General features: G+C 72.5%; 10 protein-coding genes and 2 tRNA genes. 4 read left to right on the forward strand and 8 right to left on the reverse strand.

Annotated elements, in window-relative coordinates:
• Nucleotides 1-79: 79 nt before the first annotated feature.
• Both ABT025_RS00550 and ABT025_RS00555 read left to right on the forward strand, forming a co-directional pair.
• Nucleotides 80-1024 (forward strand): RNA polymerase sigma-70 factor, encoded by a 945-nt coding sequence (locus ABT025_RS00550; protein WP_350988205.1) that lies wholly within the window; start codon nucleotides 80-82, stop codon nucleotides 1022-1024.
• Between the two features lie 94 nt (nucleotides 1025-1118).
• Entirely contained in the window at nucleotides 1119-2345 is a 1227-nt protein-coding gene (locus tag ABT025_RS00555) for an NAD(P)/FAD-dependent oxidoreductase (protein WP_350988207.1), read from the forward strand.
• Between the two features lie 125 nt (nucleotides 2346-2470).
• Here the strand turns inward: ABT025_RS00555 and ABT025_RS00560 are convergent, their stop codons facing one another.
• From ABT025_RS00560 to ABT025_RS00570, 3 genes are all read right to left on the reverse strand, one after another.
• Nucleotides 2471-2743 carry a hypothetical protein gene (locus ABT025_RS00560; protein ID WP_350988209.1) on the reverse strand — a complete coding sequence of 91 codons (273 nt, stop codon included), beginning with the start codon at nucleotides 2741-2743 and terminating at the stop codon, nucleotides 2471-2473.
• Between the two features lie 567 nt (nucleotides 2744-3310).
• Nucleotides 3311-3383: transfer RNA gene (locus ABT025_RS00565), tRNA-Arg, on the reverse strand.
• A gap of 230 nt (nucleotides 3384-3613) precedes the next feature.
• Nucleotides 3614-3704 (reverse strand) — tRNA-Ser (locus ABT025_RS00570).
• 224 nt (nucleotides 3705-3928) lie between these two features.
• Between ABT025_RS00570 and ABT025_RS00575 the strand changes: the two genes are divergently transcribed.
• Nucleotides 3929-4393 carry an SSI family serine proteinase inhibitor gene (locus tag ABT025_RS00575; protein WP_350988211.1) on the forward strand — a complete coding sequence of 155 codons (465 nt, stop codon included), beginning with the start codon at nucleotides 3929-3931 and terminating at the stop codon, nucleotides 4391-4393.
• Nucleotides 4394-4606: 213 nt separating this feature from the next.
• Nucleotides 4607-9070, forward strand: a complete 4464-nt coding sequence (locus ABT025_RS00580) for a response regulator (RefSeq protein ID WP_350988213.1) — start codon at nucleotides 4607-4609, stop codon at nucleotides 9068-9070.
• Between the two features lie 121 nt (nucleotides 9071-9191).
• On the opposite strand, the gene ABT025_RS00585 is transcribed toward ABT025_RS00580, so the two are convergent.
• The 5 genes from ABT025_RS00585 to ABT025_RS00605 all read right to left on the reverse strand — a co-directional run bounded on the left by ABT025_RS00585 (nucleotide 9192) and on the right by ABT025_RS00605 (nucleotide 14900).
• The gene (locus tag ABT025_RS00585) at nucleotides 9192-10841 is read right to left on the reverse strand and encodes a long-chain fatty acid--CoA ligase (protein ID WP_350988215.1); all 1650 of its coding nucleotides are present in this window, start codon (nucleotides 10839-10841) and stop codon (nucleotides 9192-9194) included.
• A gap of 378 nt (nucleotides 10842-11219) precedes the next feature.
• Entirely contained in the window at nucleotides 11220-11789 is a 570-nt protein-coding gene (locus ABT025_RS00590) for a SigE family RNA polymerase sigma factor (protein WP_502971869.1), read from the reverse strand.
• Nucleotides 11790-12142: 353 nt separating this feature from the next.
• Nucleotides 12143-13309, reverse strand: coding sequence for a lipid-transfer protein (locus tag ABT025_RS00595; protein ID WP_350988217.1), 1167 nt, complete (start codon nucleotides 13307-13309; stop codon nucleotides 12143-12145).
• Nucleotides 13306-13701 carry a MaoC family dehydratase gene (locus ABT025_RS00600; RefSeq protein WP_350988219.1) on the reverse strand — a complete coding sequence of 132 codons (396 nt, stop codon included), beginning with the start codon at nucleotides 13699-13701 and terminating at the stop codon, nucleotides 13306-13308. Before ABT025_RS00600 ends, ABT025_RS00595 begins: the two co-directional genes overlap by 4 nt.
• Complete coding sequence (locus ABT025_RS00605; protein WP_350988221.1) at nucleotides 13698-14900, reverse strand: acyl-CoA dehydrogenase family protein; 1203 nt, start codon at nucleotides 14898-14900, stop codon at nucleotides 13698-13700. Before ABT025_RS00605 ends, ABT025_RS00600 begins: the two co-directional genes overlap by 4 nt.

Genomic DNA, 14900 nt, shown 5'->3' on the forward strand with positions numbered 1-14900 from the left:
CACGGTCCACGGCCGACGCGCACCACGCACCACAACGGTCCACGGCCCGGCGCGCACCGCGAGCGTTAGGATCCGGGCCATGCCCCTGACCGTGCAGGACGTGGACCGGTTCGAGGCTTCCAGGCCGCGTCTGGAGGCCATCGCCTACCGTCTCCTCGGCTCCGCGAGCGAGGCCGAGGACGCCGTGCAGGACACCTTCCTGCGCTGGCAGGCCGCCGACGTCGACCGGATCGAGGTCCCCGAGGCCTGGCTGACGAAGGCGCTCACCAACCTGTGCCTCAACCAGCTCACCTCGGCCCGCGCCCGGCGCGAGACCTACGTGGGCGAATGGCTCCCCGAGCCCCTGCTCACCGGGGACAGGATGCTCGGCCCCGCCGACACGGCCGAGCAGCGTGACTCCGTCTCGTACGCGGTCCTCACCCTCATGGAGCGGCTCTCCCCCAACGAGCGGGCGGTGTACGTCCTCCGGGAGGCCTTCGGCTATCCGCACCGCGAGATCGCCGAGATACTCGACCTCACCGAGGCCGCCGCCCAGCAGATCTTCCACCGCGCCAAGAAGCACATCGCGCACGGCAGGACCCGCACCGAGATCGACGGGGCGGCCGCCCGGCGGATCGTCGAGGAGTTCCTCGCGGCCGCCACCAGCGGCCGGACCGAGCCGCTCGTACGGCTGCTCACCGAGGACGCCGTCGCGATCGGCGACGGCGGCGGCAAGGTCCCGGCCCGCGCCAAGGCGTTCGAGGGCGCTCTCGCGGTCGCGAAGTTCATGCGCGGCCTGTTCAAGCCCAGCAAGGCCAAGCGCAACATTGCCGGTGGTTCTCCCGACGTCCACGTCACGACCGCCAACGGCGCCCCTGCCGTCCTGGCGGTCATCGACGGCCGGGTCATCGGCGTCATGTGCCTGGAGATCACCCCCGAGGGCATCGCCGCGTTCCGTAACCAGGTCAACCCCGACAAGCTCGAACGCGCCACGCGGCGCTGGGCGGCGTCCGACCACGGAGAACCCCTGTTCAGGGCCTTCTGACCTCCCTGTGACGCAGCTCACATAACCCTCCTGTCAGGAATCGCGGGGCTGCCCGGTTCAAGGGGCGGAAACCGCGCGAGACAGGAGCAGGGAAATGCAGCAGCACCAGCAGCACCGCATCATCGTCCTCGGCGCCGGATACTCGGGAGCCACCGCCGCCGGCCGCCTTGCCAAGCGGCTGCGCCGCGAAGACGTCGCCATCACCCTCGTCAACGCCGAACCCGACTTCGTCGAGCGCGTCCGGATGCATCAGCTGGCCGTCGGCCAGGAGCTGACACCCAGGCCCTTCGGGGAGATGTTCGCGGGCACGGGCGTCGCCCTGAAGTACGCGAAGGTCACCGCGGTCGACGCGGACCGCAAGCACGTCACCGTCGTGGACTCCAACGGCGCGGCGGACGGCGCCGAGGAACTGCCGTACGACACCCTCGTGTACGCCCTCGGCAGCGGCTGGAACAGCCAGGGCGTCCCCGGTGCCGCCGAGCACGCCCACGAGATCGCCGGCCGCTCCGGCGCACTCCGGCTGCGCGAACACCTCGCCGGCCTGGACGCCGGTCAGCAGGTCCTCGTCATCGGCGGCGGCCTCACCGGCGTGGAGGCCGCGACCGAATTCGCCGAGGCCCGCCCGGACCTCGACATCGCCCTCGCCGTCCGGAGCGGCCTCGGCGACACTCTCTCCCCCAAGGGCCGCGGGCACCTGCGGAGGGTGTTCGACAAGCTCGGCATCACCGTGCACGAGCGCACCACCGTCACCGAGGTGGCGGCCGACCACGTCACGACCGCGGACGGCGCCTCCATCCCCGCCTCCGCCACCGTCTGGACCGCGGGCTTCGCGGTCCACCCGATCGCCGAGGCCACCACGCTGGAGGTCTCCGACACCGGCCGGATCGTGGTCGACGCGACCATGCGCTCGCTCTCGCACCCGGACGTGTACGCCGTCGGCGACGCGGCCCTGGTGGCGGGCCCCGGCGACAAGCCGCTGCGGATGTCGTGCGCGTCGGGCGTCCCCACCGCCTGGCAGGCCGCCGACGCCATCGCGGCACGCCTGACCGGCACGAAGATGCCGAAGACCCCGCTCCGCTACTTCAACCAGTGCATCTCGCTGGGCCGCAGGGAGGGCCTCATCCAGTACGTCACCGCCGACGACCGCGCCGTGAGTGCTGCCCTGACCGGCCGGCTCGCCGCCGTCTACAAGGAACTGGTCTGCAAGGGCACGGCCTGGGGCGTCGCCCACCCCACCCTCGGCCTCCCGGCCAGGCGCCGGCCGGTCGTCCGCCCCGCGCAGCAGCCCCAGGTGACCGCGGCCGCCAACGCCGAGGCCTGACCCAAGGCGGCGTACCGGGTCCATGCCGGGCACAGCGGCTCAGCGCTCCTGTGCCCGGCACTTCGTCTTTACGGGCAGCTACGTACCTGCTGACGCTGTCGCCGGGAACGTCGCTCCGGCACGGTTCACTCGCGCCAGGTGGCAACCAGGCGCGCCGCAAGGGCCAGTACGAGCGCTGCCGCGAGGAGATACATGCCAAGACGTTCCTCGGGCACCACCGGCGACCACACCCGCCAGGCCGACGGCTTGTAGCTGCCGCCGTCCGGGGAGGATCCATACAGGTAGAGGCTGGATGCCGTGCTGGTCCGGCTGCGCAGCCACAGCAGAGCACCTATGGCCGCGCAGGTCGCGGCTGTCGCATACAAAGCCGTGGCACTGCGCGGGGTCTGTCCACTCACGGGCTCTTCCTCGTCTCTGTCGGTGTGGTGGGCGCATCCTCTCGCCGTCCCCGCCGATCACGTGGGGCAGGGCCGTGCCGAGCGTCGGTACGCCCACGGCGCACCCCGGTGAACTCGTACAGCAGCACCTCGTCCACGAGCCGGTTCGTGTACAGCCGGCGGGTGTCCCGCTCGCCCAGGTTCCCCAGCGCGGCAAGTACCAGCCAGGTGTCCGTCGCGGCGGCCGAGCGTAACTGGACCTGAGACAACGAAGCCCCGGCTCAGCAGAGTTCACCGATCGGGGGCTCCTCCCCCTCGCCGCGGCTGTCAGGTCCGGGCGTCGCGTCCACATGCACGGCCTCGGCTCCGCAGCCGTCGGCGCCGAGCATCGACCCGTCACCGTGCCCGGGATACAAAGGGTCCTCCCAGGTTGCGGGAGCCGTTCCGCAACAGTCCTGTCGCTCCATGCCGATCACGACGCCTTCACCGTTCTGCGGACCCATGACACCTGCCGCGCGCCGGCCAGGGCAGCTGCCCGGACAACGCGAGAGGCCCTCAGGATTTCTCCTGAGGGCCTCTCGCCTGCTGTGCACTCGGCAGGATTCGAACCTGCAACCTTCTGATCCGTAGTCAGATGCTCTATCCGTTAAGCTACGAGTGCTTGTGCTTCCCGGGCTTTTTTCTGCCCCGTCGGCGTTGCGAGAACAACATTACATGACCTGCGCCGTGACGCGAAATCCATTAGCCGTACCGCTGCTGAGCTGCGAGAACACCGGTTCGAGACGCCCCCGGCCAGCCCCGCCCCAGCCCCCTCACGGCCCCGCCTCCACCGCACCCCGACGCAGGAACGACCGAAGCCCCGGCCAGTGGCACGGGGCTTCGGTGTTCAAGCGGAGGCGGAGGGATTTGAACCCTCGATGGGCTTTAAGACCCAAACCGCATTAGCAGTGCGGCGCCATAGACCGGACTAGGCGACGCCTCCAGCACACCCCGCGCGAACGCGAGTGGTGCGTGCAGATGATGACACAGCTGAGCGTTGCGTCACCAATCGCTGCCTACGGTACTAGGCAGTCGGCCGCGAGGGCAAAGCGCCTGCGATTGCGCAACGCCGTGGCGTGCCGAGCGTTAGTCATGGCGGGGCGCCCGCCCTTCGTTTCCCTCCGTCGCCGGCCCGGACCGGCGACACGCACGACCACAGGAGCCCGCATGATGCGTCGTCTCGCCCTCACCGCCGTCGTGTCGCTGGCCGCGCTGGCCGCAGCCGCACCCGCGGCGACGGCCGTGGCCGGTCCTCTTCCGCTGCCGCTGTCGCTTCCGCTGCCCGTGCTGCCGGCCGAGGACACGAGCACGCATCTCACCGTCGTCGTCTCGGGGTCGGGCAACCCGGAGGCCGACGGCCGTTACGAGCTGGAGTGCGAGCCCGCGGGCGGCAGCCACCCCGTGGCGCAGCAGGCCTGCGACCGGCTGGCGCGGCTGCCGCACGAGAGCGCGGACCCGTTCGCGCCGGTCCCCCGGGACGCGATGTGCACGCAGCAGTTCGGCGGAACCGCCACCGCCCGCATCACCGGAACGTGGCAGGGGCGAAGCATCGACTCCGCGTTCGAGCGGACCAACGGGTGCGAGATCGGGCGGTGGAACAGCCTGCGGCCGGTGCTCCCGAACGTGCGGTGAGCTGCGGCTGCACCCCTCGCGGGGCGGCCCGCGGTGCACGTAATGGGCCAGAGTCGTACACCGTATGCACAGAACCTTGGTGAGAGCTCCCCCTCATCCGCCGCCCCTGGCCCCTCCCCAGCCTTTAGACTCCTCCAGTGACAGCCTGAGGCCCGAGGGGCAAGATGGGGCCCGCTGTCGGCAAGGTGCAGTAACCAGGGAGGAAGCGTCGTCGTGAGCAGCAGGCCATCCCGAGGCGCTGCTCGCCTCGCAGCCATACTCGACGCCCTTCCGGACGGGCTTCTGCTCGTCAACTGCAACGGTACGGTCGTCAACGCCAACACCATCGCCCTCGAAATGTTCGAGACTCCGGGCACCGCGCTCGTGGGTCGCGGACTGCTCGATCTGCTGCCGGAGTTCGACTCCAAGCTGATCCCGGGGTCGATGCGGAGGCCGGAGGCTGCGGACGAGCGGGGCCGGACCAAGCCCACGCGGATGACCGCGCGGCGTACCGACGGCAACGAGTACCCCGTCGAGGTGACGAGCGCCAGCCTGGAGGACGGGCAGGCGGCTTACACCGACGTCCAGAGCTCCTACAGCGGCAGCTACACGGGCGACGAGCTGCTGATGCTCGTCGTGCGCGATCTGTCGGGCACCGTCGACACCGAGGCCGAGCTGGCCCGGTCCCAGCGCCAGACCGAGATGATCCTGCGCGCCGCGGCCGAGGGCGTCGTCGGCACCGACACGGACGGCCGGGTCGTCCTCGTGAACCCCGCCGCCGCGCAGATCCTGGGCTTCCGCGCCAGCGACCTGGGCGGCCAGGAGCTCCATCCCCTGATCCTGCACTCGCGCGCCGAGGGTGAGCCGTTCCCGTACGAGGAGTCGCCACTGGCGGACACCCTCAAGTCGGGGCGCAAGCATCGGGTGCGCGGGCAGGTCCTGTGGTCCAAGAGCGGTGCGCAGGTGCCCGTCGACCTGACCACGGCGCCCGTGCGCGACGGCGACCAGCTCGTCGGCGCGGTCATGACCTTCACCGACCGCCGGCCGTACGAGGAGCTCGACGAGCAGCGCAGGACCGAGGTCACCGAGCTGACCGCGAGCCACACCGCCGAGGTCACGGACCTGACCGAGCGGCACGCCGCCGAGGTCTCCGGGCTGACGGAACAGCACGCTGCCGAACTGGCGGACCGCACCGAGCGGTACGCCTCCGAGCTGGAGGAGCAGGCCGAGCGGCTGGCGGACCTGTCCGCCCGGCACACCCAGCTGACCGCCGTGCTCGGCGAGTCGCTGCGCGGGCCGCTCCAGGAGCTGCGCGGCGAACTGTCCACGCTCGCCGCCGACCCCGCGGGCCAGCTGTGGCCCGAGGCCAACCAGATCCTGCACCACCTGGCCGCGGGCTACGCGCGTATGACGACCCTCGTCGACAACGTACTGAGCTACCAGCGCCTGGACGGCGGCTCCGAGGCACTCGTCAAGACGAACGTGCTGCTCGACGGGGTGGTCACGGCCGGTATCGACGCCGCGGTCGAGCTGATCGGGCCGGGCCGCGCCCAGTTCGCCGTGCACGCGCCCCCGATCGAGGCCGAGGTCGACGCGGGGCGGCTGGTGACCGCGCTCGCGCACCTGGTCGCGGACGTCGCCGGGGTCGACTCCACCGGAAAGGCCCGGCTGGTGCCGGGCGGCGGGTACGTCGACTCGACGGTCGTCGTGGCGGCGGCGCAGCGCGGCGACGTCGTAAGGATCGAGGTGCGTGGACCGTTCGCCGGGGGAGACCCGGTGCACGAACCGATCGTGCGCGGGATCGTGCGGGCGCACGGTGGTGTGCTCCAGACGCATGAGATGCCCGGGATGAGCGGCAGTGCGTACGTGCTCGAGGTCCCGCTGGGCGCGGGTTCCGGGACCGTGATGCCGCCGATGGCTCCCGAGGCCGCTGTGGCTCCGCCGGTCCCTGAGGCCCAGGGCGATTCCGGGGCGTCGGGCGAGGTCCCGGTCACCGAGGGCGGCAGGGGGCGGCGCCGGGCGCGCCGGTCATCCACGGATGCCTTCCTGGAGAGCCCTGTGGGCGGCTCCGACGGCGCGGGCGAGCTCGGGGCCGCCGAGTCCGGAGTTGCCGGTACCGGGGCGGCCGAGCCGACCGGGCGGCGGCGTGCGCGCCGGGAGGCCGGGGGCGACCCCGCACACGAGTCCGCGGAAATGCCCGCGCCCGACGCTGCGGGCCCGCCCGAACTCTCCCCGGCCCCGCGGAGCGGGGGATCCGGGCGCAGGCGCGGCCGGCCGAGCCCGGCGGAGAGCGGCGACCCGGCCGGCACCGGGCAGCAGGGGCCCGGACAGGCTCTCGCACTGCCCGCGGTCGCGGCCCCGGCGCCGTCGGAGGGGTCCGTCGTGACGGCCGCCGAGGGGGCGCAGGGAGCCGGTGGCCGTCCGCAGCGCGGACAGACCGTTCCTCCGCAGGGTGTTCCGGCCGAGGCGCCGGTGCCGGTGCCGGCGGGCGGACACCGGGCGCACCGGGGCGGCGAGAACCAACTGGCACTTCCGGCCGCCGGGAACACCGCAGCGTCCGGAGCCGCCGGAACCGCCGGAACCGCCGGGTCCGGAGCCGCCGGAACCGCCGGAACCGCCGGGTCCGGAGCCACCGGAACCGCCGGAACCGCAGTGGAGGCCGTGGGCTCCGCGGCCTTCCCCGGACACGAAGAAACCGCCCGGTCGCACGGACAGTCGACGCACGGACGGCCTGCGCACGGACAGCCTGCACACGCACAACCTGCGTACGGACAGCCGACGCCCGGACAAGCGGTGTCCGGACAAGCGGTGTCCGGACAAGCGGTGTCCGAACAGCCGACGCCCGGACAAGCGATGTCCGAAGAGCCGGCGTACGGACAGGCACCGGCACCGGCCGGTGCGCCGGCGCAGCAGTCGACCGGACGGCGCGCCCGTCGCGCCCTGTCGGCCGCCCAGGACCGGGCCGCCCAGGCCGAGGCGGGCCCCCGCGTCCCCTTCGCGCTCCCGCCCGCCGACGCCGACCGGGTACCGCCCACCGCCGGTGAGGCGGACGCCTCGCTTCCCGGACGCCATGACGCGGTGTCCGGCGCGCCGGAGCACGACCACACCCCGCCGCAGGCGCACCCCGTCCCGACCGGGCGACGCCGGGCCCGGCACGCCGATGCTCCTCCGGCTCCACCGGAGGAGCAGGACACGCCGTTCGGGCTGCCCGAGCAGGGCGGGCCCGCCGGCGCTTCGGATCGGCCCTCGCCGCCCGTGCAGCCCGGCGGCTGGGAGATGGACGACGCGTCGGGCCAGGGCCCCGCCGCCCTGGAAGGACTCGAAGGCGACCCCGCCCCGGCCGCCTCCGGGCGGACCACGCACACCACCGGTACGACCACGGCCGGAAACGCCCGTGGCGCCGCTCCCGATGGCGCCGACGGCCCTGCGGGCCCGGCAGGGCCCCCGGACCCGACGGCACACGACGGCACACGTCCACGGACGCTCTCGCCCGGCCCGAACGCGCGGCGGCAGCCGCTGCCCGCCGAGGCTCCCATGCCCGGCTCGTCGGACTCGACGCAAGGGCGGGCGTTCAGCGTGCGGACGCTGGGGCAGGGCGTGCCGTTCGCCCAGCACATCGCCCACCAGCAGAACCAGACGCTCGGCGGCAGCGGCGGAGCCGGCCGGCGCCGCAAGCTCGCCGCACCCCCCGAGGGCGACCGCAACGAGCGCGCCGCCCTGCCGTCGGCGGCCACCGCACCGGCCGTCACCGCGCCGCAGCCGCCCGCCCCGCAGACCGGCCCCGGTGGCACGGGCGGCACCGTGCAGGGCCAGGGTTCGGGGCAGTTGCTCGCCGCTCCGGCGGCCGAAGGACGCGCGTACGCCATAGGGGCGCCCGACGAGGGCGCCGCCGAGGGACCGGAGCCGCTCGACGGCCCCGGCGGCGCGGTCGAGGTCGCCAACCGCCCGTCGCCGCAGCCCGTCGACGACGAACTGCCCCCGGAGCCGCTGGACAACCCGCGCCGGCTCCTCGTCTGGCCCGCCCCCGACGTCTCCACCCAGCAGGCGCTGAGCGACCGCGGCTACCGGCCGGTGATCGTGCACTCGCGCGAGGAGGTCGACGCACAGATCGCGGCGTTCCCCGCCGCGCTCTTCGTGGACCCGCTGACCGGCCCCATCACCCGCAAGGCACTGCAGTCGCTGCGCCAGGCGGCGGTGGCGGCCGAGGTGCCGGTCCTGGTGACCGCCGGTCTGGGACAGGCCTCGCGGGACGCGGCGTACGGTGCCGACCCCGCCGTACTCCTCAAGGCACTCGCACCGCGCGACAGCGAACAGCATCCGCCCCGCGTCCTGCTGATCGAGGAGCACGAGGAGATCGCGCTCGCGCTGACCCAGACGCTGGAGCGGCGTGGCATGCAGGTCGCCTGCGCCGCGACGGACAGCGAGGCGGTCTCGCTCGCGACCCGGATGCGGCCGAACCTGGTGGTGATGGACCTGATGCAGGTACGCCGCCGCCGCGCCGGGATCGTCGACTGGCTGCGCGCCAACGGCCAGCTCAACCGCACCCCGCTGGTCGTCTACACCTCGGCCGACATGAACCGCTCGGAGCTGCCGAAGCTGAGCTCGGGCGAGACGGTCCTCTTCCTCGCGGAACGCTCGACAAGCGACGAGGTGCAGTCCCGCATCGTCGATCTGCTCGCGAAGATCGGCACGAACTGACCGCCTCCCGGCAGCGGAACACGAAGGAGACGAGGGCGGTACGGATCCCGTACCGCCCTCGTCATATCCGCGTTTCCGGGTATCCGCGTACCCGCGTATCCGGGTATCCGCCGTCGGTGGTTCAGAGCTGGGTGATGTCCAGCTCGCCCGCCGCGTACTGCTTCCGGATCACCTTCTTGTCGAACTTTCCGACACTCGTCTTCGGCACGGACGCGATGACCGACCAACGCTCCGGCAGCTGCCACTTGGCGATGCCCGACTCGGCGAGGAACGTCTTCAGCGCCTCGTAGTCGGCCGTGGCGCCCTCCTTGAGAACGACGGTCGCGAGCGGGCGCTCGCCCCACTTGTCGTCCGGAACGGCCACGACCGCGGCCTCGGCCACATCGGGGTGCGCCATCAGGGCGTTCTCCAGCTCGACACTGGAGATCCATTCCCCACCGGACTTGATGACGTCCTTGGCCCGGTCCGTGAGCGTGAGGAAGCCGTCGGGGCTGATCACACCGACGTCGCCGGTCTTCAGCCAGCCGTCCTCGCTGAACTTGTCCTCCGGCCGCAGCGCCTCGCCGTCGGCGCCGCCGTAGTACGCACCGGCGATCCAGGGACCGCGCACCTCCAGCTCACCGGCCGACTCCCCGTCCCACGGCAGATGCTCGCCGGCGGGACCCGACAGCCGCGCCTCGACACCGGCCGGGAAACGGCCCTGCGTGATGCGGTAGGGCCACTCCTGCTCCTCGGTCAGCCCGGCCGGCGGGTTGGCCATGGTGCCGAGCGGCGAGGTCTCCGTCATGCCCCAGGCGTGGGAGAGGCGGACGCCGAGCTTGTCGTACGCCTCCATGAGGGAAGGCGGACAGGCGGCGCCGCCGATGGTGACGTTGGCCATCGAGGTGAGGTCGCGGGGGTTGGCCGTGACCTCGGCCAGCAGCCCCTGCCAGATCGTGGGGACGGCCGCGGCGTGGCTCGGGCGCTCGCGCTCGATCATGTCCGCGAGCGGGGCGGGCTGCAGGAAGCGGTCCGGCATCAGCATGTTGATGCCGGACATGAACGTGGCGTGCGGCAGACCCCAGGCGTTGACGTGGAACTGCGGGACGACCACCAGGGTGGTGTCTTTGTCCGTCAGGCCCATCGACTCGGACATGTTGACCTGCATGGAGTGCAGGTAGATCGAGCGGTGGGAGTAGACGACGCCCTTGGGGTCCCCCGTGGTGCCGGAGGTGTAGCACATGGCTGCGGCCTGGCGTTCGTCCAGCTCGGGCCAGTCGTAGCTGGTGGGACGGCCGGCGATCAGCTCCTCGTACTCGTGCACCCGCGCCGCGGCGCCGTCCAGGACGGAGCGGTCACCGGGACCCGCGACGACGACGTGCTCCAGCGATGTCAGCTGGGGGAGCAGCGGGGCGAGGAGCGGAAGCAGCGAGCCGTTGACGATGACGACCTTGTCGTCGGCGTGCTTGACGATCCAGACCAGCTGCTCGGCGGGGAGCCGGAGGTTGAGGGTGTGCAGAACGGCTCCCATCGACGGGATGGCGAGGTACGCCTCCACGTGCTCGGAGTTGTTCCACATGAGGGTTGCGATCCTCTGGTCCCCGTCGATGCCCAGCTCGTCGTGCAGGGCGTGGGCGAGCTGGGTGGCCCGCCGGCCGATCTCGGCGAAGCTGCGCCGGTGCGGCTCCGGCTCTCCGGTCCAGGTCGTGACCTGCGACTTGCCGTGGATGGTCATCCCATGGGTCAGGATGCGGGTGACAGTCAGCGGTACGTCCTGCATGGTGCTGAGCACGGCGTCCTCCCGGTGGGCGCTACGCGGCAGTAAGGTTCCGCTGATTCTGCGCACATACCGAGCGGTATGTCACTACTCCCGGGAGAACGAATTCGGTGGCGTCCGGCAAATTCACACCAGCCGGACAGGCCGGAGTACGCTCCCGCTCCCGTGCGTGCCCGTGACACGTCGGCCGCCCGGGGCACGCCGATCACCGAGGTCAGGCGTCTGCCACCAGCGGGGCAGCCCGCCAGCAGGGGGCAGCCTGCTGGTGGGTCGGGCCTGACCGTCGGAGGCAGGCCCGTTCGCCGAGGGTTGTCCGGTCACCGGGGCAGGGCTGGCCGCGCACCGAGGCAGGCCCGTTCGCCGAGGCAGGCCCGTTCGCCGAGGGCTGGACGCTCATCGGACGGGGGTCAGCTCCGGGTCCTGGCGCAGTTTGCCGAGCGCCCGGGACACCGCGCTCTTGACCGTCCCGATGGACACCCCGAGGACCTCGGCGGTCTGGGCCTCGCTGAGGTCCTCGTAGTAGCGCAGGACGACCATGGCCCGCTGACGGTCGGGGAGCTTCAGCACGGCACGCCACATGGCGTCGTGCAGCGTCTGCTGTTCGGCCGGGTCGGGGCCGGGCACCGTTTCCTGCTCCGGCAGCTCTTCGCAGGCGAACTCGTCGACCTTGCGTTTACGCCACTGCGAGGTGCGGGTGTTCAGCAGGGCCCTGCGGACGTAGCCGTCGAGCGCCCGGTGGTCCTCGATCCGCTCCCAGGCGACGTACGTCTTGGTCAGCGCGGTCTGCAGCAGGTCCTCGGCGTCGCTGGGGTTCGCGGTGAGCGAGCGGGCGGCGCGCAGCAGCACCGGCCCGCGGGCCTTCACGAAGGACGTGAACGACGGGTACGGGACGTACGGCGTGCGCGCACGGTAGGGCGATCGCGCGGTGGCCGGGCCGCGCGTGGCGGCCGGGGTACGCGGCACGGCGTACGGGGCGAGCGACGAGCGCGGCGGATGCGCGGCGGGCACCGTGTGCTGCCCGCGCGGCGGGGGCGCGGTGTGCGTCGGCGCATGCGGGCCGCGCTGCGCGTCCGGGGTGGTGACAGCGGCTCCCCTGGAGGCGCCCGTGCAGACTGGCGTGGTCATAACTCCACGCTAGGAGCGGGCACTGTCGCGGGGATCGGCCCCAGGTCCCGAAACGGCGTCCGCCTCAGGGTGTAGGGGCGGGGCCCCCTCCACCTCCTGAAGGTGGAGGGGCCGTCCTCCCGCACTCAGGGTCGCCCCCCGGGCCGCGGACCCGGACCGCGGCCCGCCCTCCTCGGAACGGGCCCGGCCGTTCACCGCGCCCGGCCCAGCACGAGGCCCGAGGTCGGCACCCCTGTGCCTGCCGTGACCAGGGAGGTGGCCGCTCCGGGTATCTGGTTCACCGAAGTCCCCCGGATCTGCCGGACCGCCTCCGCGATGCCGTTCATCCCGTGCAGATAGGCCTCCCCCAGCTGACCGCCGTGGGTGTTCAGGGGCAGTGCGCCGTCGGCCACGAAGTCCGCGGCCTCCCCCGGTCCGCAGAAGCCGAACTCCTCCAACTGCATCAGCACGAAGGGGGTGAAGTGGTCGTACAGGATCGCCACGTCGATGTCGGCGGCGGCCAGGCCCGAGTTGCGCCACAACTGGCGGGCGACGACGCCCATCTCCGGCAGCCCCGTCAGGTCGTCGCGGTAGAAGCTCGTCATCTGCTCCTGCGCCCGTCCGGCACCCTGGGCGGCCGCGACGATCACCGCGGGCGGCTGCCGCAGGTCCTGGGCCCGTTCCGCGCTGGTGACGACGATCGCCTGCCCGCCGTCCGTCTCCTGGCAGCAGTCGAGAAGCCGCAGGGGTTCGACGATCCACCGCGAAGCGGCGTGGTCGGCGAGGGTGATCGGCTTCCCGTAGAAGTAGGCGGCCGGGTTGTTGGCGGCATGGCGCCGGTCGGTGACCGCTACGTGGCCGAAGGCCTCCGGCGTCAGCCCGTACGTGTGCAGATAGCGCTGGGCCGCCATGGCCACCCAGGAGGCGGGCGTGAGCAGCCCGAAGGGCAGGTTCCAGCCGAGCGCGGCCCCCTCGGCCGTGGGCTCCCGCTGCTGCACCCCGGAGCCGAAGCGGCGCCCCGACCGCTCGTTGAACGCCCGGTAGCAGACGACGACGTCGGCCACCCCGCAGGCGACGGCGAGGGCCGCCTGCTGAACCGTGGCACAGGCCGCGCCACCGCCGTAGTGGATGCGCGAGAAGAACGACAGCTCACCGATGCCGGCCGCCTGCGCGACGGTGATCTCCGGGCTGGTGTCCATGGTGAAGGTGACCAGTCCGTCGACGTCGGCGGGCGTGAGCCCCGCGTCGTCGAGGGCCGCGTGCACCGCCTCGACGGCCAGTTTGAGTTCGCTGCGGCCGGACTGCTTGGAGAACTCGGTCGCCCCGATCCCCGCCACCGCCGCCTTCCCGCCGAGCGAATCGGCTCTGCGCACGCTCATGCGGAGCCCTCCGGCACACCGACGGTCACCGAACCGGTCACGTGCCTGCCGATCCCGTTGTCGCCGACAATCGACACCTCGGCCGTTCCGTCGTCCGCCACCGAGGTGACCGTCCCGCTCAACACCATCGTGTCGCCCGGGTAGTTGGGAGCGCCGAGCCTGATGGCGACCCGCCTGAGCACGGCCGATGGCCCGAAGTGGTCGGTGACATACCGTCCGACCAGGCCGTTGGTCGTCAGGATGTTCATGAAGATGTCCGGAGACCCCTTCTCCTGCGCCAGCTCCGCGTCGTGGTGCACGTCCTGGTAGTCGCGGGAGGCGATCGCGCCCGCAACGATCAGGGTGCGGGTCACCGCGATCTCCAGCGGTGCCAGTTCCTCGCCGGTCTTCACTCCGGTCCCTCCTTCACCAGTAGTTCGCCGAGTTCCTGAAGCACCGTGCCGCTGCCACCGAGATGGGCGTCGAGTTGGCGCCCCCAGAGGAAGTGGCGGTGCACGGGATGGTCGAGGTCGGCGCCCGTGCCGCCGTGCAGATGCTGACCTGCGTGGACGACCCGCCTTCCGCCCTCGGACGCCCACCACGCCGCCGTCAGCGCCTGCTCCCCGTACGGCAGTCCTTCGTCGTGCCGCCATGCCGCTTCGTATGCCGTGACGCGTATCGCCTCGGTGTCCATGTACGCGTCGGCGGCCCGCAGCAGCACCGCCTGATTGGTCGAGAGCGGGCGCCCGAACTGCTCTCGCGTACCGGTGTGTTCAACCGCACGGGCCAGTGAACCGGCGCACACGCCCGCCTGCACTCCGGCAAACGCCGTCCGGGCGGTGGCCAGCATCTCCTCGTACGCCCCCGGTCCGCCCAGCCGCTCCGCGGGCGCCCCGGCCAGCACGAGCCGTCCGGCCGACCACGGGGCCGTGGTCTCCACGGGTTCGGTCACCACCCCGGAGTCCGCGGTCCGTACGATCCACAGGCTCCGGTCCGCGGCCGCGACCAGGACGTGGGTGGCGTCGCGCAGCCACGGCACCAGCGGAACACTCCCGCTCAGCCGTCCGCCCGCGGCCGGCGACACGGTGCCGCTCCCGGCCGGGAGCGCGGTGCCGCTCAGCCCGCCTCCCGCGGCCGGAGGCACGATGCCGCTCACCCCACCAACCGCGGCCGCAGGCACGGTGTCGCTCACCCCACCACCCACGGCCGGCGGCACGAGGCCGCTCAGCCCGTCGTCCGGCTCCGCCTGGACGGTGCCGCGGGCCGGGAAGGCCCCTGCCACCACGGCCGTACCGTCCCGGAGCGGTGGCAGCAGGCGCCCCCGCTGCTCCTCCGTACCGTGCCCGGCGACGGCGAGGAGCCCGTACACACAGCTCGCCACGAAGGGGACCTGTGCGGTCGTCCGGCCCTGCTCCTCCGCCAGCAGCACCAACCCGAGTAGTCCGGTCTCCTCGACCGCGCCGAGGAGACCGGCCGCGCAGAGTTCCTTCCACAGCTCGGCGTCCGTACCGCTGCCGGCCTCGACCAGACGATCGTGCGTCGACAGATCGCCGAGGATCCGCGCGGCGAGTCCCTGCGCCGCCGCCTGTTCCTCGCTCGGCGTGAAATCCAT

The organism is Streptomyces sp. NPDC002809 (assembly GCF_040295435.1).
GTDB lineage: Bacteria > Actinomycetota > Actinomycetes > Streptomycetales > Streptomycetaceae > Streptomyces.